This is a genomic window from Nostoc sp. UHCC 0252 (assembly GCF_034931145.1).
Lineage (GTDB): Bacteria > Cyanobacteriota > Cyanobacteriia > Cyanobacteriales > Nostocaceae > Nostoc.
In genome coordinates this window covers 42,774-63,827 of sequence record NZ_JAYGHE010000047.1, presented here as the reverse complement: position 1 = coordinate 63,827, position 21,054 = coordinate 42,774, and the positions used below count along the sequence as shown (strand labels likewise).

The window sequence follows — 21,054 nt, the reverse complement described above, 5'->3', positions numbered from 1 at the left end:
AGCGCTTTTTTGTTATTTGAGTGTGCGGTAGTGTAAAAACAACTCACTTCCAATCTGACGAGTTTCGACTAGTTGCAGATGAGGAGCAACGTTTGGAACAAAACCCTCTCCCTCAACTGGGCTAGGGGCATCTTTTCCTCCATAAATGACGGGCCAAATTGTCAACCACCAATCATCAATTCTTCCAGCCTTTGCTAGGGCAGCTGTTAAAGAACCGCCTCCTAAAGCTACGACCTTGTTAATACCCCGCTCTGCCATCAAGCTGTAGGCTCGATCCCAGTCCAGGTCTGTATCTCCCAAATCAATTAATTCAGCTAGTTTTTGCAAGGTTGTTGCATCAGAATTGCCTTCTAAACCGGTTCGTGTCGTCAATATCCACCGCTCAATATCCTGGCTCAAAAAAGGTAAGTCCGGCGAGAGATCAAGGGAACCTGAGACAACGCAGGTAATGGGCTGGGGAGACTGGCCCCGAACCTTACGTGCTGCCAATAGTTCAGGATTGCGAATTGTAAAGCTTACTCCTTCAGCCCGAATTGTCCCTGCTCCTACCAGGATTAGATCAGCAAGTGAGACTTGATACTCCACGTGTGCTTGATCTGCTTCATCGGAATCACGAGGTGCTTGAGGATCTACGGCGCTGATCTTTCCATCGGCCGTCATTGCAAGAACCACAGTTGTTTGGATAGCTGACATGATTACTTTCTGACGGTTCTTTATAATTTTACCTTTTTGGATCCTTTACCATGAACAGTTATTGCATTGTGCTTTAAATCACTTTTAAAGCTATGGCTTAAGGTGCTAAAAAGATTATTGTTGAATGATTGCTTCTACGCAAAAATTTATTAATAGTCAAATTTTTTACAACTAAAGACTGTCATGCCCAAACACATATCTGCAATTGTAGTTGCCTTAATTCTAATTCTGGGGTTTGCATCTCCAGTTCAAGCTGCAACTCCCCGTTCAAGTTGGGTAGAGAATGAAATTTATCAATACAACCATCCTTTTGCTTCTCAATTGCCTCAAGAACTGGCCACAAAGATGCAGAAGATGACTGCTAGCCCCTTCGCCTTTTATCGGGGAACAGATCACATTTTTTATCGTGATATGCAGACCCTGCCAAGTTCAGATTTTGTAAATTCTTCAACCTCAGCCATTTGGTTAGAAGGAGATATGCATCTGGAAAATCTTGGGGGGATGAGAGATAGCAATGAAAACAACATTTTTGACACCACTGATTTTGATGAAGGCTATCTTGGCCCTTACGTTTGGGACTTGCGGCGGATGGCAGTCTCTATTATGTTGGCAGCTAAAGAGAACGGTCTTAGCTCAAGTGATGCTCAAGATGTTGTGCGGAATTTCTTGGATGCTTATCTGAACAAGATGAGCGATTTTAAGGGAACTAATGATGAATTATCATATCGTTTGGAATCTAGCAATACAAACGGTGTAGTTAGAGATTTGATTCAAAAGACATCAGATAAGAGCCGTTCTAGCTTGCTAACTAAATACACTCAGCTAAATAAGAATAACAATCGAATCTTTCAGACAACCTCGGAACTCCAGCCTGTATCCAGCAGCACCTATTCAGACATAGCTGGAGTGATGAGTAGCTACATTGCCTCAATTCCTACCAGTAAGCGCTATAACAATAATTACTACACCCTCAAGGATATTCGCCTCAAATTAGGTTCAGGCACTGGTAATCTTGGCAAGTACCGATATTACTTGCTGATTGAAGGCCCCAGTTCAGCAACCACCGACGATCGCATTTTGGAGATGAAGCAGGAAGGCAGTAGCGCAGTTGCCATGGCGTTCCGCCCACCGGAGGTGATCGCAGTTCCAGGTCTGCTACCAACTTCAGTTTACGGAAACCAAGAAGGGGCACGGGTGACGATCGCCGCAAAAGCGATGCTCTCCAATACTGATCCCTTGGTTGGCTACACAACAGTTAATAGCATCCCCTTTATGCTTCATGAAAAATCACCCTACCAAGTGGACTTTGACTATAAGTTACTAACCACTAAGTCAAAATTCATAGATGCAATGGGATATGCGGGAAAAGTCGTTGCCAAAAACCATGCAATTTCAGATAAAGACTACGATGCTGCGATCGTTTCTGTGAGTGCTGATAAAGAAGTGACTGATATTGTGAGTGGTAGCAAGGCTTTATTCAAAGACGAAATTGTTAACTTTGCGGTAGACTATACAACTCAAGTCGAGTACGACTACAAGAGTTTTGTTAATGCTTATAAACAAGGGGTGACACTTTAGTGACATACTCCCACACTGACTGCAAGCAGTACAGTGTGGGCTTCTCATCCAATCCAGCTATTGCTTCTCCTGGCGGAGACGCTACGCGAACGGAGGCGATGAGCTTTGTTTAGAGTCCACGAGATGCCCCTTTGCAGACTTGAACAATACAAAAAATGTTCAACACCTTTGTACTGTCATGTCAGGTTATTAAAGCTAGTACACAACGAATCTTGCCACGGTTGGCTAGAGCAACGCTTTGGGCGAGCTTTTGATGAGATTATCACATCAAGAGCGATCGCCATTGCTCATGGATTAAAACTGGCAGACGAAGCCCGATTATTGCTTCGCTATTCGTAATTATTTAATCTGCTTTCTTAGTAATTCTGGAATCTGAGAAGGGCGTTCAGCTACTGGAACTTGCGCCTCTTTTAAAGCAGCTAATTTACTTTGGGCTGTGCCAAAGTTAGGATCGCGCCCAATAACCGTTGCTAAAGTCCCAGTTTGCTGCCAAGTTTTTCCTGGTGGTGCAAGTCTTCCTGCAATGTAGGCAATTACTGGTTTATCAATTGCTTCAGCAATATACCGGGCTGCTGCTTCTTCACTACCACCACCAGGTTGACCGACTAAAACGATCGCCTCTGTAGTTTCATCCTCATCCAAGATTTGCAACCATTGGAGAAAGGAGGAACCGACGATCGCATCACTACCAATACTGACACTAATTGACTGACCCAAATCGGCTTTTGTTAATTCGGAAGCAACTTCGTAGGTGAGAGTGCTGCTACGACTAACGATCCCCACTGGGCCAGGAGTATAAAACTCGCTAGGTTGAGTGCCCAAAAGAATTTTTCCCGGCACAATGATCCCCGGACTATTGGGCCCGATTACCAGAGTTTCACAGGCTTCGGCTTTGCGGAGTAATTGCACCATATCCAAAGGTGGCACGCCAGCAGTAATAATAATAATCTGGCTAATATGAGATGCGATCGCTTCTAATGCCGCATCTAGGACATCATAAGGATCTACACAGATAATTGTTGTGTCAATCACCCCAAATTGTTCTATCACCTCTTCTACTAAGTCAAATACTGGTAATCCATGTAGTTCCTGTCCGCCACATCCCGGATTGACACCAGCTACCAAATTTGTGCCATAAGCTTGCATTTGAGCAACATGAGTGCCTGATATAAATTCACAAAAGCCTTGAATTAATACTTTACTTTCTGGCGTTAGGTTCATAAAAAATTACCGTAAGTTTGACAACCTAGTGAGTCAGCCGCTAGGCGAGCAGGGGGCAGGGGACAAGAGGCAGGGGGCAGGGGGCAGGGGACAGGGGGAAAAATACCAATTCCCAATTCCCAATTCCCAATTCCCAACGATATGTTTACGTGGTAAAAATTAATAATTTTTGATAGTCACTACTTTTTATTAGCAGTTGGTTTAGCAAGACGAACTGCTGCCGCCACTGCCTCATCTAAATTTTCTACCACGAGTAGCGCATCGTTGTGGGTTTTTAGTGTTGCTAAATATTTTCTAGCAGCATTAAATTCAGAACCAGCAAGACGGACAACTAAGGGTGTAAAATTTCGCTCTTGCCGACTTTTACTGCCATTAGAACGGACAACCTGTGGTTCAACTTCACTGTCGTCTTGCTGTACAACTCTGGCTATAGCTTCAATCACTTCCTCGCTTTGAGGAATGTTACCCAAAAAGTTAATTAGGATTACTTGAATGCTTTTGTCAGCCTCCAGGATTTTCAGACTTGTTTCTAGGCGATCGCGGAAGGTAGTTGGTGTAGTATCTGTGAGGAAAGCATGACGTAGATTTAAACAAACACCTGGATTGCCACCAGCATTGGCGACTAAATCCAATGTTGCCATTACTGAACCAGTACCATTACCTAAAATCCCAATTCTGCCATGCATTTTTACACCATTCTTGTCACCTAAAATACCGTTGATTTCAGTACTGGTATGACGGCTGATAATTTTTGCCGCGATCTCGGCCAGATCGGGATGACGCTTGATTGACCGTTCGTTGATCCTGACTTTACCATTGAGAGCCATAACTTGACCATTAGCACTGACTGCCAAGGGATTTATTTCGACTAAATCCAGGTCTTTTTGCAGAAATAAATGGTACATCTTTTCCAAAACGCTGCTTACCGACTGCATCAGCGTCCCCTGTAAACCCATTTTCAAAGCCAGTCGTCGGGCATAAAATGGCGAAAATTCCTGTTCCACGACAACATGATGCATTTTTTCCCCAGCCGATTCCCAATCGATATCTGCTTCTTTGCAACCTAAAAGTACTGGTCGGCAAACAGCAGTATCTAAAACTACCGCGAGATAAAATTCCTGGTTCGCGTCGTATTGGGATTCTGCCAGCACAACTTCTGGCAATTCGCCCCATATTGGTAGACTAAAGATATTTTGCGCTGCTGCGATCGCATCAATTGTTGTTTCGGCAAACCTGACTCCACCCGCTTTTGCCCGTTCCGCTCCATGTACTTGAGATTTCAGTACAATTGGAAAGCGAATTTTTAAACGTTTCAAATCTGTAGGATGGTCAATTCGTTGGGAGGGTAATACCGGAATGCCTATCTTCCCAAACCATTCTTTAACTTGATACTCTAATAAATCCATTGATACACCTTGTATTGACACTTTCCAAACATTTGGTGAGTGCTGTCTTAATATTTTGCAGCACTTTATTTCAAAGTTAAGCTTTCCGCAGCTATAAAAATTTATTTTTTATGGATAGATTTTACCGAATTCAGCATAAGAGACACATTAATTTTGATAGACAACCTATTTGGGCCAGAGCTACAACACGTAATTAATCTCCTCAGTAAGTTTCCCAGCATAGAAGATAACTACCATTTCTGTCAAAACCCTCTGACGTAGTATCGTTTCCTTAACCTTGGGATAAATTTTTCACTCCTGCTGTGCAACTACGATTTTGCAGAGCAGTAGTTCTTGTGAATTTAACTGTCGCAAAATAATGCAGTGAAAATACTCAAAAGTTCTATTATTCCCATTTTTTATTTGTAACTTATATCTGAAGACAGATTATTTAACCTTGTATATAGCGCAGTAAAAATGTAGCGGCGCGAACAATAACTACTTTTTTAAGTTTTGGTTAAAAGTCAGAATTTGTGTTAGAAAGTTGGTCGTTCAGATTTTCAGGCTGTGGTTGGTTAAACTGTGCATTTGCATTCAACAAAACTAAAAGGTTCATTTCATTCTCTTAAAGATAATCAAAACAATATAGAAATTGAGCGGCAAAGCTCTATGAAAGTAGCAGTCCAGCAGGAAGATTTACAGCTTTTAGCCAAAACTTTGCAAGAACAATTGCTTGTAGAAGTTTCATCAGCTGAAGTCTTCGAGGTTAAGTGCGCCGTCACGAAAGACGGATTAATGATTTTAACGCAACATGAATCAGATGTAAAAGTTGACACTCAGATAATTTTTGCAGTAATTGAGGAAGTGCTTCAGTCTCTAACACCCCATAGAGAGGAGCAGGTACAATGTTTCCTCAGAATTTTTGGTCAACAACTCCCTTATGCCAAATGTTCTTTAGCTCTGAAGCAAGCGGAGGTATTTGGGGACGGGGAAGTAGGGGAACCAGAGGAGGAATACTTTTCTCCCATTTCTTCATCGGCTCTGACTTATTCTTTATCACTTGATGAGGTTGAAGAAGAGGAACCGTTTGACCCCTTTGCAGATGCGCCGATGCCGACTGCAAAGCGAACATTTCAAATCAAACCCATATTTCTGGGTGCAGCTTTGGTGGGAATGATAGTTTTAGGCAGTGGTGCTTACTTATTGACTCGCCCTTGTGTGATGTCTGAGTGTAAAGAAATACAAAATGCCCAGCAAGTAAAAACAAAATCTCCGCAACTGATACGCCGTGCTAAGTCTGAAAAAGAATTACTTGTTGTTGCACAACAATTTGCTACAGCCAGTGCAGCCCTAAATGCAATTCCTAGTTGGTCGCCCCGTTACCAGGAGTCGGAAGAACTAAAAGCAAGTTTGTCTGGACGAGCAGGAAAAATCAACCAGGTAATCAAGGCTTTGCAGACGGCATCTTTAGCGACACAAAAAGTTCAAACCCCTGCATCTAGCCTAGAGGAATTACAAGCTAGACAACACTTATGGCGACAGGTTATAGCGCCACTAGAAACTATAAGTCCCGATAGTGAACTTTATGGGCTAGTGCAAGGTAAATTACTTAATTATCGTGTCCGTTTGCACGCTGTAAATCAGCAGATATTTATTGAGGAAAAATGGCTAAAAAAAATTACAGCAGCAAAAGCTGTAGCTAGTGCAGCCGAGAAGCAGGAAGCTACTGCTAAATCTTTGAATGGTTGGCAAAAGGTTCGGTCTACTTGGTTGGTGGCGATTAATGCTTTGAATAGCATTCCTCTAACTAGCTTTAGATACCAAGAAGCTCAAAAGCTTTTGGTAGATTATAAACCTAAGTTAGTAGCGGCACGCGATCGCGCCACTAAAGAACAATTAGCCGCTAAAACCTACCAACAAGCCGTTAGCGCTGCCAACCAAGCCAAAGTATATCAGCAACAAAACCAATGGCAAGCAGCAGCAACATATTGGGATCAGGCTTTGCAAACTGCTAAAAAAGTTACTCAAGATAGCTTGTACTACACTCAGGCTCAGTCTCTCATCGAACCATATTCAGCAGCCCTAAAACAAGCACAAGAAAAAGTCCAAGTTGTTAGTAGTTTCGAGCAAACCCGCACTGACTTGGATAAAACCTGTATTAATGGAATTCGGATTTGCACCTTTACCATAGACAATGCAGGAATTATTGTTCGGCTAACCCCTGAGTATGACCAAGTAAGGCAAAATAACTTTGCAAATCCTTATTCTGAGAACTCTGAGACTGCTGTTGACGTTACCAATCACTTGCAAATTTTACGGGAAGCCTTAGCTGTAATTGCTGACAATGCTAACCTGTCTCTTTCTCTCTACGATTCTCAAAACCAGGTAATTTATACACGAACTTTGGGTGGGTAAGTATAGAAGTAAATCTAACTATGTAACGAAATGTAAAAGAATCAAAACCTTTGCGATCGCTTCATTTCGCTTTGCTCCTACTCTTGGAGAATGCCAGGGGCGAACGCAATGACATAGTTATAAATTCTCCCACCCACGTATTTAGTCTGCTTATAGTATGCTTAGTATCAGGTTCCATAAAAGAGCCGATAGAGTCGTAACTTTTTCGAGCGTAATTTATTTATGAAACAGCGCTTTTATTATATGTTGTGGAGTGCTTACGGTATCTCCCTGTGTTTAGTAACTGCTACCACTAATGTCCACGCTCAATCTATCCAGAATGACCTCACGCAGGAAGGCAAGACAGTACTAATTGCTGACGGAACCATAACACTACCCCCAATTGAAGAAGAGATATTTACTGAACCTGAGATAATTGTCTAGTTTTAGACATTGCTTTTGGAGATCATCAGACGCAACTATTACTTACTTTCCATATCAAGGCATCAGTAGGGGTCGAATCCCTTACTAATTTGCTCCTCCTGCCTCCTTCAATTTTCTTTATCGTAAATTAAAGGGCTTAAGGCCCCAACCATATACGTAGCCCCACTTTCAGTTGGGGTTTAAATTGCCGTATGAAAATGTCTTCAATTTTGAATTTTGTTAGCGAGTCCGCGAGCGTCATTTTGAATTTTGAATTGTCAAAAGTGCCTTTTAACTCTGAGGGAGTGAATGGCTTTACTAGTCAGGTTAAATTGATGATTCAACGTTCTTCAACAAGAGCCATGAGGTATTAGCTCTTGTTGAAATTTGCTCGTCAGCCCTGATAATCAACACCTTAAGACAATTCAATTGAACAATATAAAGTTTTGTTACACAATGCGTAATTCTCACAAATCAACCTGAAAGACTCATTGACAGTAGCTTTTATAACTTAGGGGAAAAGTCATGAATGGAGAAATCGATCTTAATCTTACTAAGACAAAACAATCTTCTCTACAAACAGAACCTAATGATAGTGAAACCGATAATACCCTTCTTGAGCCAGAAAATGACCTCACACAGGAAGGCGGGACACTACTAATAGCTAACGGCCCAGCAATGAACCCTCCGCCTCCTAAAGACAATATATCTGCTGAACCTGAAGTAAATGTAATTGGAGTAATTGGATAATTGTCTAGTTTTAGGCATTGCTTTTGCTAATCATCAAGACAAGACTAAGCTAAAAAACATCTAATTTGCATAATCTAATTAAACATAACTCTTGTTTGTGGGGTGGGCATTTTGCCCGCCCAGCTTATGCAATTTTAATGTGGAACACCTTATTACTTATTTTTCACATCTTCAATGTTTCATGTTCGAGTTGACTTGGAATTTTTTCATAATTTGTTTATGAAACAGCGCTTGTACTTATATATGTTGTGGAGTGCTTGCAGTATCTCCGTCTGTTTAGTAACTGTGACCAGTGCCGTCCAAGCTCAATCTATCCAGATAGATGGGACTACTCCAACCACACCAGACACATGCTCTGGAAATTGTACCATTGGGGGTGGGCTTCTTCAACGCGGCGACAACCTTTTCCACAGTTTTTCTCAATTTAATGTGGATTCAGGAGCAACAGTTCTCTTCCTTGATCCGGGAGTCAGGAACATTCTGACTAGAGTAACAGGGAATGCCCCCTCGAACATTCGCGGAACATTAGGTATATCAGGGGGTAATGCCAACCTATTTTTGATAAATCCCAATGGGATTATCTTTGGAGAGAACGCCAAGCTGGATGTTAAAGGGTCATTTGTAGCGACCACAGCCGATGCTATCCAATTTGGCAATCAGGGATTTTTTAGGGCTTCAGCTTCTGAGGTTCCATTATTGACAGTCAATCCTTCAGCCTTGTTTCATCAGAGTGCTAACAGTCCAATCGAGAACAGAGCAAGTGTAAATGGGTTGAGTGTTCCTGATGGACGGAGTTTACTACTGGTTGGTGGAGAGGTGAACTTAAACGGAGGAAAATTAAACGCTTTTGGCGGTCGAGTTGAATTGGGAGGATTAGCTGAAGCAGGAGTAATAGGGTTAGATGTTGATAATAACAATTTGCGCTTAAGTTTTCCTGAAAATACTGCATTAGCAGATGTATTCTTTAGCAATGAAGCTATAGCTAATGTAACTGCTGATGGTGGCGGTAGTATTACGCTTAATGCAAGGAATATAGGCATTTCAGGAAAAAGTAGCCTTTTGAACGGGATAGAGCAAAAGATAGTTGGCCGCCAAGCTGGAGGAGATATTACGCTCAATGCCACCGGAACAGTAACAGTTACAGACCAGAGTAGAATTGTCAACAGAGTGCGAACTGGAGCGCAGGGCAATAGTGGCAATATCAATATTAAGGCTGGCTCTCTCTCATTAAGTAAGGCTGGTCTAGTCGAGGCCACTACTTTTGGTATAGGAAATGCTGGGAACGTGAACATTGATGTCGGCAATGGAACTGTTGCTGTTGTTGGTATCAACTCTAATCTAAATAGCACTGTGGGAGAAGGAGGAAGAGGTAACAGTGGCGACATCAAAATCACGGCGAGGGAACTTTCTTTAAGGGATGGCGGTTCTGTGAATAGCGGAACCTATGGAGCGGGAAATGCGGGAAACATATTCGTGGAGGTTTCAGATATTGTTTCTATCGAATCCGAATCTGTAATAAACACCGGCATTTTTAGCAATGTGGCAGTAGGAGCAGTAGGTAATGCTGGTGAAATTAATATTCAAACTACCTCACTCTCGTTAAGTGGTGCAGTTCAAATAGGTGCTTCCGTTTTTGGTAAAACCCAAGAAAATCCCGGAGTTATAGGTAGTCGGGGAAATATTCTAGTCAATGCTGATTCTGTAACTATCTCAGGAGCCAGTCTGGATACAGGTTATTCTAGTGGTTTATTTACACTTACTGACGAAGGTGCAGAAGGGGCAGCAGGAAATATTACAGTCAATACGAGGGATTTTCGAATAACAGATGGTGCTACCGTAAATGCCCAAACTCGCAATTCGGGATCTGGGGGTAATATTACTATTAACACGACTACCTTTGAAGCTATTAATGGTGGACAAGTTATCACCACCGCCAGCAGTTCTGGGAAAGCAGGGAATATTACCGTTAATGCTACTGACAGCATTACACTTTCTGGAAGTGACCCCACCTTTGCTGAACGAAAAAATAACTTTCAAGATATAGTTCAAAATGAAGGAGCTACCAGTGGGCTGTTTGCTAGTACCCGAACTAACTCTACAGGTTCAGGAGGGGACATTGCGATCGCAACTCAAAAATTGACTGTCCAAAATGAGGCTCAAATAAGCGTTAGTAGCAAGGGAGAAGGAGATGCAGGCAATATTGATATAAATGCACACAACATCAGTTTGGACAACGAAGGAAAACTGACATCTGAAACCGCATCAGGTCAAGGTGGAGATATTACTCTAGAAGCGCGGGACTTATTACTCATGCGTCGCAAGAGCCAAATATCCACTGATGCAGCGAGTGATGGAGATGGCGGTAATATTACTATCAATGTACCTAATGGCTTCATTGTCGGCTCTCTCTTCGGAAATAGCGATATCACTGCCAATGCCAACTTTGGCTTTGGTGGGGAAATTAAAATTACTACTAAAAACATCTTTGGATTTGTGCGGCGCACAGGTGCAGATATAGCAAAGCTCGATCCAACAGGCGAAAACAAACCGAGTAATCTGCAAACAAATGACATTACGGCGTTTTCTCGACAGAACCCTTCATTAGATGGCACTGTCCAAATCAACTCACCAGATGCAGACCCCAGTAAAGGATTAGTGGAATTGCCCGTAAATCTGGTTGATACTTCCCAGCAAATTGTTGCTGATTGCAATTCTGGTGGAAAGGCAGGAAGGAGTTCGTTTATTACTACTGGGCGTGGAGGGCTTGTAGACGACCCCACGCAGCCATTGATAGCTGATGATGCGGTGCTGGTAGATTGGATCGCCCTCTCTCCAGAAAGTAAGAATCGTGCTGACGGTATTCAAAAAAGAGCGCTTGTTCACAATCAGCAAAACACTGAAGGAAAATTACAGAAGGTTAATTCTGTCAATGAACCGACTCAAATTGTGGAAGCCCAAGGTTGGGTAATTGATGCTAATGGTAACGTGGTTTTGGTTGCTCAAGTACCCACTGCAACGCCCCATAATTTCTTACTCACTTCTAAATCTTGCCCTGCTAATTAGCATTTAACAGGACTGACGCAAAAAATAGCCCAAACCCCAGTCATCCAATGGTGGGTTGAGCCATGATTCGATCGCAATGACAAATCGGATTCTCACGCTTATTGCCTTTATAGGGAAGGCTTCTGAAGAAGCGATCGCTATTGATTGCTCTTAATCTACATCCAAGATGATAAAGTCTTCTCGGATGTAGATTAATTTTCTTAACCTAACGTGAATTCGATGACCTCTCCCTCCCAGCCTCCCTCTCCGAAACGGAAAGGGAGGAGCAATGAAAAATTCAGCTTTTTACTCCCCTCTCCGTGTCGGAGAGGGGCTGGGGGAGTGGTCAAGTCGCTTCGCTCCAATTAAAAATTAAAAATGCAAAATTAAAAATTGCAATTCTTTTGGGGCTTGTACCCAAAATTAATTAATTAGAAATTATTCTTCTTCACTAATTTTTAATTTTTAACTTTTAATTAAAAAAAAATGGTCAAATAAGACTTGTCGAACTCACGTTAACTTATTAACTGCGCGGCAGAATTGAAAAACTGACGACACAACCCTCTAGTAAGCAAAATTGTTGTCAGTAGATTAGCGAAAGCAACCATGAAAATAATCAAAATCTCATAAGATATAGCATCCAAGGGTCTCACACCAGCTAACAATTGTCCGGTGGTAATGCCTGGTATTGCCACCATCCCGATAATAATCATTTGATTGAGAGTTGGAATCAATCCGGCTCTAATGGCATCTTTGCGATACTGGCTAACTGCTTGCTGGGGCGTTGCACCTAAGCTCAAGTGAGTTTCTATTTCGAGATGGCTAGAATTAATCGTGCTGACAAGACGTTCGCCTGCGATCGCAGCTGCATTGGTCGCATTACCCAAGACTATCCCTGCTAAGGGAATTATATACTGTGCTTGGTACCATCTTTCTGGTTGAATAATCAAGAAGTTGGTGTAAAACACTGTTAGGGCAGTACTAGTAAAAATTGCGCCCCACACTAAAGGCAACAGATGAGGAATTTTTGGAGTAATGCGATTTCGTGCGACAATCGCCGTAATTGTCAGCATTATTGCTAATAGCGCCAAAACTGCCCAAGCATTGTCTAAAGCCAAGATGAAATCTAAAATGTATCCCAATACAAGAAGTTGTAAGATGGTTCTCCCAGTAGCAAGGGTTAGGTTCAACTCTAATCCTAATTTTTCCCAGGCGGATAAACCAATTGCGATCGCCATCAATCCCATAGCGATCGCTAAATCCACGAAATCCAGCTCGATCAGATCCGGCATGGGTTCTCCATCTCCTAGTATTTTCTTCTCAAACCAGCCCACACAAGAGGAACTTTGATCCGATGTGTTGGATCTTGGTTGATATATATCACTTTCATCAATTGAAAATTCCAAAATGCTACAACCTTAACATGGCAAACTCCTAGTATGTCTACTATCTGTAAATTAAATGTGCGGTAATCTACCGTCTGACAATTTAAGTAAAAACCCTAATAGATGCGTATCTTGGGCGATAGTCTTTTAGTAGCTCCTTTTTGATTAACAATTCAATCAGCAAAAATTGACTCTCGAAGTGCATCCTTTGTATCTCCCGATAAAATGAGAACTCATGATCCAAAGTGTAAATCCCATCCCTGCCTTTGATATTAAGCAGCAATACACCACCATCGAAGCAGAAATAAGTGCAGCCGTCTTAGAAGTTCTGGCTTCTGGGCGCTATATCGGCGGCCCCTTAGTTGAAGGCTTTGAACAACAATTTGCTGCTTATAATACCGTTACTCAATGTGTGGCTTGTAATTCCGGTACTGATGCGCTCTACTTAGCGTTGCGAGTTTTGGAAATTGGTGCAGGTGATGAAGTAATTACAACGCCTTTCACCTTTATTGCAACATCTGAAGTAATTAGCGCCGTCGGTGCAAAGCCTGTTTTTGTTGACATTGACGCTACTACCTTTAATCTCGATGTGGAGCAAGTAGCGGCAGCGATTACACCCAAAACCAAAGCGATTATCCCGGTTCACCTCTTTGGGCAACCTGTGGATATGACATCATTAATGGCGATCGCTCAGTCTTATAATTTGTCAATCATTGAAGATTGCGCTCAGTCTACAGGTGCAAGGTGGGCTGATGAAAAAGTAGGAAGTATTGGACATATTGGTTGCTTTAGTTTCTACCCTACCAAAAATCTTGGTGGTTGCGGCGATGGCGGGGCAATAACGACTAACGATCCTGCGATCGCTACTAAGTTGCGAATACTACGGGATCATGGTAGTAAAGTTCGATATTTACACGAGGAAATCGGTGTAAATAGCCGCTTAGATGCTCTCCAAGCAGCCATCTTGCAGATTAAGCTGCGTTATTTAGATACTTGGAACGATCGCCGCCGAGATATTGCTAACTATTACTATCAGTTCTTGAGCCAAATTCCGGGAATCGTCCCGCCTCAAGAATTACCTGGAGGTATTGGCGTATGGAATCAATATACTGTTCGCATCTCAGGCGAAGGGCGAAATGGTTCTACCGCCAAATATCGAGATTGGATGCGTAATCAATTGCAAGAGCAGGGTGTAAGTTCAATGATTTACTACCCATACCCTTTACATTTGCAGCCAGTTTATCAAAATCTGGGTTATCAAATTGGGGACTTACCAATAGCAGAGCAAGCTTGCCATGAAGTCATATCTTTACCCATGTTCCCAGAATTGACACAACAACAGCAAGACCAGGTAATTTATGCGTTGAAAGAAGTTATGAGTTAGAGGTTAGAAGTTAGGAGTTTTGAATAAATAAGTTTCTTCGACTCATTACTTATTACTCATTACTCATTACTCCTAACTCATCACTCCTAACTCCTAACTCATTTCATTACTGCATTTGCAGTCGCCAAAGCTTCTACTAAGCCACGTACAGCCGCAATCATGGCTATTTCGCTATTGAGTTGGTTGATGGCAGAACCAACACCAACACCGGCTGCACCAGCAGCGATCGCTAATGGTGCTGTAACGTTAGAAATCCCGGAAGCACACAATACTGGTACTGACACCACACGGGAAATCTCAAAAGCTGCTGCCAATGTGGGAGCAGCTTTTTCAATTAAACCTAAAGTTCCAGGGTGAACTGGGCTACTGCTAGTACCGCCTTCGGTTTGGATAATATCTGCTCCAGCTTTCACCAGTTCTTCGGCTAGCTGTACCTGTTGATCTAGTTCCAAAATATGGGGAACGGTGACAGATAAGGTGATTTCTGGGAGGAGAGCGCGGGTTTGTTTAGTCAGCGCTAACACTTCCAAAGCCTCAAAACGGCGGCCTTGAGCATAGAAGGAATCGAAATTCCCGATTTCAATTAAATCAGCACCAGCTGCCACAGCTTGCACAAATTTTTCTGGTTCGACGGCTGATACACAAATTGGTAGATTTGTCAAACTTTTAGCTAATTGTACTAAAGCGCGATCGGCGGCAATATCGACAAAAGTAGCACCACCAAATTCAGCAGCTTTGACAGTAGCAACAACGCTAGCAGCGTCAAAGTTATTCAAGCCGCTAATTACTTTCAGAACGCGGCGGTTATTAAATGCACGTTGGAGTGTAGAATGCATCGTCATGGTTAGGCTTTTGAAGCTATGAGAATTATAAATTAGGTATATTCTACCGTCACTCAGTTGATGAGGAAATAAATAACTATGGCAGTTACCATTTGATTTCTGCAAGCTAGACTGAAAGCGATCGCATAAACTTAGGCTGAATAGCCATTAAAAATTTACTTTCCCACTACGCAACTAAAAAGTTTACAAAATCTCTGTCAACTTTGCCACCAGACTATCTGCTAAATCCAATAACCTGATATCATCTGTATTAATACTATGTTCTTCACCAGCTAACAGGTTTTTTAGCGCAGAGAACCTGTGATTGGTTTGGGAAATTCTCCAAGATTCTTCTAAGTTTACGGCAAAATCAAACAGCGATCGCTCGCCTAAATGCTGTCTTACGTTCACAGCTACAGGATCATGGCTTACCAAAAATTCTTTAATAGCATCTAACTGAGAATTACCTAAAATTTCGTCATGTCCCCACGTTTCTAGCCAGTCTCCATCTACATCTTCAACGTAAAAATTGACAAAATCAACCCCATAAGTTAACCAGTTCTGCTGCATTTGTCGCGCCGTTGCTAAAGCTTCAGCAAATGTATCCACTTGATTGTTGCAGTGAGTTTCTCTTTTGTTAGCCATAAAAGCTGTAATTAGCAAGTAAGTATGTAGGCTGAACACAAACCTGAAATATCAAATTCCCTAAAGTTCACGAAAATTTTAAATATTTGCCACCAGAAAGGTAATCACTGTTATACAGGGCCACGTTGACTAACTGGTTGACAAAATTGGTATCCTTGGGATTGTAACTTAAGAACAATCCTCTCTCTATTTCCCACGATCGCAGTGTATTTTGCCAAGCTTGGTACTTTTGGTAATTAAGTTCTTCAGAGACACTAGTAACTTGAATGCAAAGCGGTTGATTGTTACGACTACTAACAATTAGGTCTGTTGCCATAGAGAGGTCGGCGATATAACGCTGCCAAAAACTACCTTCTCGACTTACAACATCTTGAGCTATTGATCTAATGATATCATCATCGACCTGATTAAATTCGCCTGACATCAATTTTTGTTTCCAAATATAAAACTTGGAGTCATTTGCATTAATCCATCTAGGAAATAGATAACCATACCAATATCTCTCAATCGGTGTCATAAGGTCGAACTTTGCTTTCTGTTCTTCTTCCGAAGGTAAGGATTTGATTATCAGCCAAATAGTAGAATCCGTAATTACCTCTAAGAGAAATGCAATCACCAATGGTTTCGCAGTTAGGGAACCTGGCTTGATATTTTTTACCCAACGATTGATTTCCTCTAATCTTCTCGCCAAATTATGATCTACCGAGGAGGCTTGCAGGGTAAGGGACTTTAGCTTATCCTTAATCTCTGTTGCTTGCAAACGATGCCCTACTTTCAGAAGATAACGCTTTTTTTACACACCAATCACTAAATCTTAACTTGAAAGTGTACTCAATTAATTTCCTAATGTCATTAAATATTTTCTAAGTCGATGCCCCGTGTGCGTAATACCTCCCGCAATCGAGCATTGCTCTGCTTGTTGGGCACGTATACGTTCTTGTTCAGCTAGTTTTTCTGATGATAATATTAATTGATTTTCAGTAGTAAAGAATCTTAATTTACCTTCATAAACTCCCAAATAAAGTTCTAACTGCTGGCTCCACAAACGTCCATCAGTGGTAGATTGAATTTCTTGATACTTGCCCCCAACTAAATGAAATCCCTGAAGCTCCATTGTTACAGAGTCAAACCAGAAATAATCTGGTGTACGGAAGGTATCTTGATAAACTTGTTTTTTTAAACCTTTATCAACTGCTGTCGTTGAACTTGACAAAATTTCCACAATCACGTTTGGATATTTGCCGTCCTCTTGCCAAACTAGCCAGCTTTTACATTTTATTTAATTTGTCAAGCTTGAATAGTTGTTCCACAACTATCTTCTTCTATTGGACTGTGATAACTTTCTCAATGGAGATGCATCTACTCGGTTTTAGGTGACGTTGATGAAACAACCAAGCAAACGCAGACGGGGTGTAATCCTTACCCTAAAAGGCTGGGATAAATTTAGAGATGCCAAAACTCAAGTCGAATTTGATGAAAATGGTGGAGATAGCTTTTCTTTAGAAGAACTGAGCGATCGCACCCGTTTAGCTCTACACACTATATCTAGAATTTTGGCACGTTTGGAACTTATAGATAGAAGTTCTTTGCAGGCTGCCTTTGCTGCCTTTAATTTGGAGTTATTTAAAAGCGATTATACTAGGCCTACCTCAACTTTAGAGGAACTAGAAACCCGACAAGCAAACCCACAGTATGATTGGGGAAAAGCACCGGATGTATCTGTGTTTTTTGGCCGCAGTGAAGAATTATTGCAGCTACGACACTGGATATTAGAAGAACGGTGTCGTTTAGTTGGACTGCTGGGAATTGGTGGTATTGGCAAAAGCACCTTAGCAGTAAAGTTGGGGCTGCAAATTCAAAGCGAATTTGAAGTAGTGGTGTGGCGAAGCTTGCTAAATGCACCACCAGTAGAGGAGCAAATAACAAACCTCCTGCAATTTTTGCTGTGGGGGTTGCGAAAGGAGATGGCGATCCCCGAAAGCTTTGATGGCAAACTATCAAAGCTGATGGAATGTTTGCAATCAAACCGATGTCTGCTGATTTTAGACAATGTTGAGACAATTCTCTCTGGTGGTCAAGCAGCGCAATGTCGTCCCGGTTACGAGGGATATGGTCAATTACTGAAGTGCATTGGCGAAGTACCTCATATTAGTTGCGTTCTGTTCACTTCTAGAGAAAAACCCAGAGAAATTGTACCGTTAGAAGGGGAAAGAGCAGAAGTGCGATCGCTCCCATTAAAGGGATTAAATCCTACCGAGGCACAACAATTATTCCATCAAAAAGGACAATTCACGGGTACAGAACGAGAATGGAAATTACTCATCGAGCATTACGGGGGAAATCCCTTAGCGCTCAAGATGGTAGCAGCCGGAACCCAAGAGCTTTTTAATGGTAGAATTGCCCCTGTTTTAGAGTATGTGGAACAGGGGATACTAATTTTTGAGGACATTGGCGACTTGTTAGAACGCCAATTCCAGCATTTATCAGCAGTAGAAGAAGAAGTAATGTATTGGCTGGCAATTAATCGAGAACCAGTATCCCTTACCCAGTTAGCTGCTGATATAGTGACATATTCTTTCAAGCGTCTCGTACCTTCAGCAATTAAATCCCTGTTGCAAAGGTCATTAATTGAAAAAATCGGTGAGCATTTTTTCCTGCTACCAGTGGTCATGGAATATACTAGGCAGCAATGGTTTGAACAGGTTTGTCAAAAAATTAATGACACAAGAATCGAAAATATCTAAACTCCTACTCCCCACTTTCTACTTACTGACAGGTGTAAGTTTTACTATTTGCGATCGCTTTTTTGATATGTTTGGTAAAAGTGCGATCGCCTACCATAGCATTACAGCACTTCCGGCAGCTATGAGGTACATCCTCAAAACTGAAAGCTGTGCTAGGAGGGGGCAAGGATAAAAACTGTATTGCATAATAGCGGGAAGCGCTGTATCATCAGCTGAATAATCTTATGACCCATTCCCATATTTCTGGAAGCTTCCCAGAAATCTCATTCCAAACCGATGGAACTGCTGTTTTAATCCATTCGATAAAAGCATTTTTACTCACTCTAATGACCTCCTTCTTTGCCTTAGACATATCTTTGAGACTACTCATTATTTCTTGTTCTACTGGATCTAAGTCTTCAAGACTTAGAGGTTGTACAAAAAAATATTTTGACCAGTGGAAAAACTTTGCTCCATCCTTAATATATAAGCAAATCTGAAACTTGATATCACTGAGTTTTTCACCGTCTCCCTTTAATTCTTCGTAAGGTATAAACATCGAAAAATCATTATAAACTGTAGAAGTATAAACAGGAGTGAATTCAGAAGATATAACTAACTGACCGTCGGAACTTGTATATGAACTATTAATGCGTTTTAGCTTTTCTTCTGGAGACTTATGGAAATAAGCAGCTATTTTACAAGGGACATTTTGAACATTCTCAACCGAAAAATTAGTATGGATTTTTACACCAGCGTTTCCTTCTTGGAAAATACCATGCTCTACCCAAGCTTTTTCAATTTTTCCTTGTGCATTCATAATGATTTATTTGTGAGTATCAAATGTTTATTACTTACGAATCCTAAATCTTAAGACACAGATTCATTTTCTCATTAATCAGCTTCCATTCTCTAGTTCCTGTCTTAGAAAATCTCTTACTCTTTCATCAGTAACAAGGTCAATTGGATCAGCAGGGTTTATAGAGAATTTCCAGCCTACATTTCCTGCCGATTTAATAATTGCTGCTAAAAGTTGATAGATTCTGTATCGTTTCTTTGCTGAGTAATACTCTACTTGTTTAATCTCGATATCCAGTGATTTAATAAATTCATTCTGTATATCATTACAACGGCGATTGATAGCAACTTCTTGCTTAGGTGATGGGTAATTAAACTTGTCATTCCACAGAGCCTCGCCTGTTGTGTCCTCGTCTTTTTTGTCCTTGTCTTTTTTGCCATCGCCTATTTTGTCAACTTGATTAAGTCCAATTACAATTCGTCCTTTCAAATCACCCATCACAGGCATAACAACTTCTTTAAGAATGTTCTCATCGTTTTTGAACCCTTTCAAATTTCCCTGAATTACATAAAGCACTATATCTACTTCAGGTAGAACTTTTTTATACATTTCACGATACTTTTTATCTGACTCAATATCTGCTCCTAAACCAGGCATATCAATAATTGATAGCATTCCACCTTCGGGAAGCTTGATTGGTTTCTCAATTGGTTCTGTTGTACCATCAGCAACATGACTTACAGCTTCTTGTAAATTAAATAGAGCATTAACTGTTGAACTTTTACCAACACCTGGTCTGCCAATGACGGCTATTTTTGGTGGTTTATTTAGCTCTTGCTTAACTGAAGACTCAAACCTATTGAAATCTTCAGCACTTAGCAGTTTACGCAATTTGTCTGTGATATTTTTTGGTAATTTTTGATCTATCTGATTATTTTCAGAATTTAACATCTTAAGATTCCTGTTGTTGATAATTACTGAGTATGTTTACTAAATTTTGTAGCCCATAATTTTTTAGTACAGAACAAGGAAGAATATCCTGTCTACAAACTGGTATATAGGGATGAAAACGCTCGTAAACAAGGTTTATTTTCTCTGGAATTAAAGAAAATTGTTCATGTGAAGGAACATTTTTGTCTTCATCCCAATCTTCAGGATATATTCGGTCAATCTGATTCAATGCAAGAACAAAGTGTGCATTTGGAAGTTTTTGCAGATCATCAGTCAATTTTAATATTGCTTTTTGATCCTCAGCAAAGGCACGAGTATCAGCCTGAACAACCCATAATATTACATCTGTAGAATGAAAAGCTGAATACACTGACTGAAAGTGTTCTTCGTCAGCAACTTCACTTTCCCCAACACCAGGAGTATCAAGAAGTTGCCAAGTTAAATTACTAGTTCTATTAGAGAACAAAGCCAGCTTACCTTCATGTTGATGAACTTCTTGCGTGCAAGAAACTGCATTGTCAGTCTGCCAATTGAGTCCAAAAAGGATATTAGAAAGGCTTGTTTTACCTGAGCCTGTCTGACCAAAAATCGCTAGCTTAATCACGTTAACCTGATTAGACATCTGTGTGATTACTATAATTTTCAAAAATTATCTCAAATTTGTCCCTAGCGAAACTTTGGGTTTAAACGGACATCGCCCACATCAACCCCATCATTAGAAATGCGATCGCCACATTATTGACTTGATTGATAATATAAAAATCTAAAAAAGCTTATAGCGATTCTATGACTGAGGTACAACGCTAAATCTATTTAGCTTTTGAGATAAATCTTAAATCAAATTTGAATGTACCTCAGTT

Annotated in this window: 19 protein-coding genes and 1 pseudogene; 9 read left to right on the top strand and 11 right to left on the bottom strand. The window is 41.0% G+C overall.

What is annotated here, in order from left to right; genetic code table 11:
* Positions 1-12: 12 nt before the first annotated feature.
* On the bottom strand, positions 13-693 hold the full coding sequence (locus VB732_RS23170; protein WP_323233245.1) for a RibD family protein: 681 nt from the start codon (positions 691-693) through the stop codon (positions 13-15).
* 183 nt (positions 694-876) lie between these two features.
* Between VB732_RS23170 and VB732_RS23165 the strand changes: the two genes are divergently transcribed.
* Positions 877-2,271, top strand: a complete 1,395-nt coding sequence (locus VB732_RS23165) for a DUF2252 domain-containing protein (protein WP_323233244.1) — start codon at positions 877-879, stop codon at positions 2,269-2,271.
* A gap of 123 nt (positions 2,272-2,394) precedes the next feature.
* Entirely contained in the window at positions 2,395-2,610 is a 216-nt protein-coding gene (locus tag VB732_RS23160; RefSeq protein ID WP_323233243.1) for a hypothetical protein, read from the top strand.
* Here VB732_RS23160 and VB732_RS23155 read toward each other — a convergent pair whose 3' ends face one another.
* Complete coding sequence (locus VB732_RS23155) at positions 2,611-3,492, bottom strand: CoA-binding protein (protein WP_323233242.1); 882 nt, start codon at positions 3,490-3,492, stop codon at positions 2,611-2,613. It abuts the gene before it with no gap.
* Between the two features lie 179 nt (positions 3,493-3,671).
* On the bottom strand, positions 3,672-4,898 hold the full coding sequence (locus VB732_RS23150) for a succinate--CoA ligase subunit beta (RefSeq protein ID WP_323233241.1): 1,227 nt from the start codon (positions 4,896-4,898) through the stop codon (positions 3,672-3,674).
* Between the two features lie 648 nt (positions 4,899-5,546).
* Here VB732_RS23150 and VB732_RS23145 point away from each other — a divergent pair.
* The 4 genes from VB732_RS23145 (at position 5,547) to VB732_RS23130 (ending at position 11,507) form a co-directional block, all read left to right on the top strand.
* Entirely contained in the window at positions 5,547-7,292 is a 1,746-nt protein-coding gene (locus VB732_RS23145; RefSeq protein WP_323233240.1) for a hypothetical protein, read from the top strand.
* A 222-nt stretch (positions 7,293-7,514) separates the two neighbouring features.
* Positions 7,515-7,715, top strand: coding sequence for a hypothetical protein (locus VB732_RS23140; protein WP_323233239.1), 201 nt, complete (start codon positions 7,515-7,517; stop codon positions 7,713-7,715).
* A 504-nt stretch (positions 7,716-8,219) separates the two neighbouring features.
* Positions 8,220-8,444 (top strand): hypothetical protein, encoded by a 225-nt coding sequence (locus tag VB732_RS23135; RefSeq protein WP_323233238.1) that lies wholly within the window; start codon positions 8,220-8,222, stop codon positions 8,442-8,444.
* Between the two features lie 219 nt (positions 8,445-8,663).
* Complete coding sequence (locus tag VB732_RS23130) at positions 8,664-11,507, top strand: filamentous hemagglutinin N-terminal domain-containing protein (protein ID WP_323233237.1); 2,844 nt, start codon at positions 8,664-8,666, stop codon at positions 11,505-11,507.
* A 494-nt stretch (positions 11,508-12,001) separates the two neighbouring features.
* On the opposite strand, the gene VB732_RS23125 is transcribed toward VB732_RS23130, so the two are convergent.
* Complete coding sequence (locus VB732_RS23125; protein ID WP_323233247.1) at positions 12,002-12,778, bottom strand: ABC transporter permease; 777 nt, start codon at positions 12,776-12,778, stop codon at positions 12,002-12,004.
* A 328-nt stretch (positions 12,779-13,106) separates the two neighbouring features.
* Here VB732_RS23125 and VB732_RS23120 point away from each other — a divergent pair, with 328 nt between their 5' ends.
* The gene (locus VB732_RS23120) at positions 13,107-14,255 is read left to right on the top strand and encodes a DegT/DnrJ/EryC1/StrS family aminotransferase (protein WP_323233236.1); all 1,149 of its coding nucleotides are present in this window, start codon (positions 13,107-13,109) and stop codon (positions 14,253-14,255) included.
* Between the two features lie 98 nt (positions 14,256-14,353).
* Here VB732_RS23120 and VB732_RS23115 read toward each other — a convergent pair whose 3' ends face one another.
* From VB732_RS23115 to VB732_RS23100, 4 genes and pseudogenes are all read right to left on the bottom strand, one after another.
* Positions 14,354-15,097: a DUF561 domain-containing protein gene (locus VB732_RS23115; RefSeq protein WP_323233235.1), complete on the bottom strand. Its 744-nt coding sequence runs from the start codon at positions 15,095-15,097 to the stop codon at positions 14,354-14,356.
* 183 nt (positions 15,098-15,280) lie between these two features.
* On the bottom strand, positions 15,281-15,721 hold the full coding sequence (locus VB732_RS23110; RefSeq protein WP_323233234.1) for a hypothetical protein: 441 nt from the start codon (positions 15,719-15,721) through the stop codon (positions 15,281-15,283).
* A gap of 67 nt (positions 15,722-15,788) precedes the next feature.
* Entirely contained in the window at positions 15,789-16,481 is a 693-nt protein-coding gene (locus tag VB732_RS23105; RefSeq protein WP_323233233.1) for a hypothetical protein, read from the bottom strand.
* A 92-nt stretch (positions 16,482-16,573) separates the two neighbouring features.
* Positions 16,574-16,991: pseudogene (locus VB732_RS23100) on the bottom strand (Uma2 family endonuclease); the annotation flags it as partial.
* A 112-nt stretch (positions 16,992-17,103) separates the two neighbouring features.
* Here VB732_RS23100 and VB732_RS23095 point away from each other — a divergent pair.
* Together VB732_RS23095 and VB732_RS23090 are read left to right on the top strand one after the other, a co-directional pair.
* Positions 17,104-18,465, top strand: a complete 1,362-nt coding sequence (locus VB732_RS23095) for an NB-ARC domain-containing protein (protein ID WP_323233232.1) — start codon at positions 17,104-17,106, stop codon at positions 18,463-18,465.
* The gene (locus VB732_RS23090) at positions 18,440-18,637 is read left to right on the top strand and encodes a hypothetical protein (RefSeq protein ID WP_323233231.1); all 198 of its coding nucleotides are present in this window, start codon (positions 18,440-18,442) and stop codon (positions 18,635-18,637) included. The genes VB732_RS23095 and VB732_RS23090 overlap by 26 nt, the downstream gene beginning before the upstream one ends.
* Positions 18,638-18,673: 36 nt before the next feature.
* On the opposite strand, the gene VB732_RS23085 is transcribed toward VB732_RS23090, so the two are convergent.
* The 3 genes from VB732_RS23085 to VB732_RS23075 all read right to left on the bottom strand — a co-directional run bounded on the left by VB732_RS23085 (position 18,674) and on the right by VB732_RS23075 (position 20,816).
* Positions 18,674-19,264, bottom strand: a complete 591-nt coding sequence (locus VB732_RS23085; RefSeq protein ID WP_323233230.1) for a hypothetical protein — start codon at positions 19,262-19,264, stop codon at positions 18,674-18,676.
* A 78-nt stretch (positions 19,265-19,342) separates the two neighbouring features.
* Positions 19,343-20,194 (bottom strand): GTPase family protein, encoded by an 852-nt coding sequence (locus VB732_RS23080; protein ID WP_323233229.1) that lies wholly within the window; start codon positions 20,192-20,194, stop codon positions 19,343-19,345.
* A gap of 1 nt (position 20,195) precedes the next feature.
* Entirely contained in the window at positions 20,196-20,816 is a 621-nt protein-coding gene (locus VB732_RS23075; protein WP_323233228.1) for a GTPase family protein, read from the bottom strand.
* Positions 20,817-21,054: the final 238 nt, after the last annotated feature.

What these genes read in the sequence shown, in the direction of transcription:
- VB732_RS23145 (WP_323233240.1), top strand. Translation starts at nt 5,547, where the DNA reads ATGAAAGTAGCAGTCCAGCAGGAAGATTTACAGCTTTTAGCCAAAACT.
- VB732_RS23090 (WP_323233231.1), top strand. Translation starts at nt 18,440, where the DNA reads ATGACACAAGAATCGAAAATATCTAAACTCCTACTCCCCACTTTCTAC.
- VB732_RS23085 (WP_323233230.1), bottom strand. Translation starts at nt 19,264, where the DNA reads ATGAATGCACAAGGAAAAATTGAAAAAGCTTGGGTAGAGCATGGTATT.
- VB732_RS23125 (WP_323233247.1), bottom strand. Translation starts at nt 12,778, where the DNA reads ATGCCGGATCTGATCGAGCTGGATTTCGTGGATTTAGCGATCGCTATG.
- VB732_RS23170 (WP_323233245.1), bottom strand. Translation starts at nt 693, where the DNA reads ATGTCAGCTATCCAAACAACTGTGGTTCTTGCAATGACGGCCGATGGA.
- VB732_RS23120 (WP_323233236.1), top strand. Translation starts at nt 13,107, where the DNA reads ATGATCCAAAGTGTAAATCCCATCCCTGCCTTTGATATTAAGCAGCAA.
- VB732_RS23110 (WP_323233234.1), bottom strand. Translation starts at nt 15,721, where the DNA reads ATGGCTAACAAAAGAGAAACTCACTGCAACAATCAAGTGGATACATTT.
- VB732_RS23160 (WP_323233243.1), top strand. Translation starts at nt 2,395, where the DNA reads ATGCCCCTTTGCAGACTTGAACAATACAAAAAATGTTCAACACCTTTG.
- VB732_RS23165 (WP_323233244.1), top strand. Translation starts at nt 877, where the DNA reads ATGCCCAAACACATATCTGCAATTGTAGTTGCCTTAATTCTAATTCTG.
- VB732_RS23140 (WP_323233239.1), top strand. Translation starts at nt 7,515, where the DNA reads ATGAAACAGCGCTTTTATTATATGTTGTGGAGTGCTTACGGTATCTCC.
- VB732_RS23130 (WP_323233237.1), top strand. Translation starts at nt 8,664, where the DNA reads ATGAAACAGCGCTTGTACTTATATATGTTGTGGAGTGCTTGCAGTATC.
- VB732_RS23075 (WP_323233228.1), bottom strand. Translation starts at nt 20,816, where the DNA reads ATGTCTAATCAGGTTAACGTGATTAAGCTAGCGATTTTTGGTCAGACA.
- VB732_RS23115 (WP_323233235.1), bottom strand. Translation starts at nt 15,097, where the DNA reads ATGACGATGCATTCTACACTCCAACGTGCATTTAATAACCGCCGCGTT.
- VB732_RS23150 (WP_323233241.1), bottom strand. Translation starts at nt 4,898, where the DNA reads ATGGATTTATTAGAGTATCAAGTTAAAGAATGGTTTGGGAAGATAGGC.
- VB732_RS23135 (WP_323233238.1), top strand. Translation starts at nt 8,220, where the DNA reads ATGAATGGAGAAATCGATCTTAATCTTACTAAGACAAAACAATCTTCT.
- VB732_RS23155 (WP_323233242.1), bottom strand. Translation starts at nt 3,492, where the DNA reads ATGAACCTAACGCCAGAAAGTAAAGTATTAATTCAAGGCTTTTGTGAA.
- VB732_RS23080 (WP_323233229.1), bottom strand. Translation starts at nt 20,194, where the DNA reads ATGTTAAATTCTGAAAATAATCAGATAGATCAAAAATTACCAAAAAAT.
- VB732_RS23095 (WP_323233232.1), top strand. Translation starts at nt 17,104, where the DNA reads ATGAAACAACCAAGCAAACGCAGACGGGGTGTAATCCTTACCCTAAAA.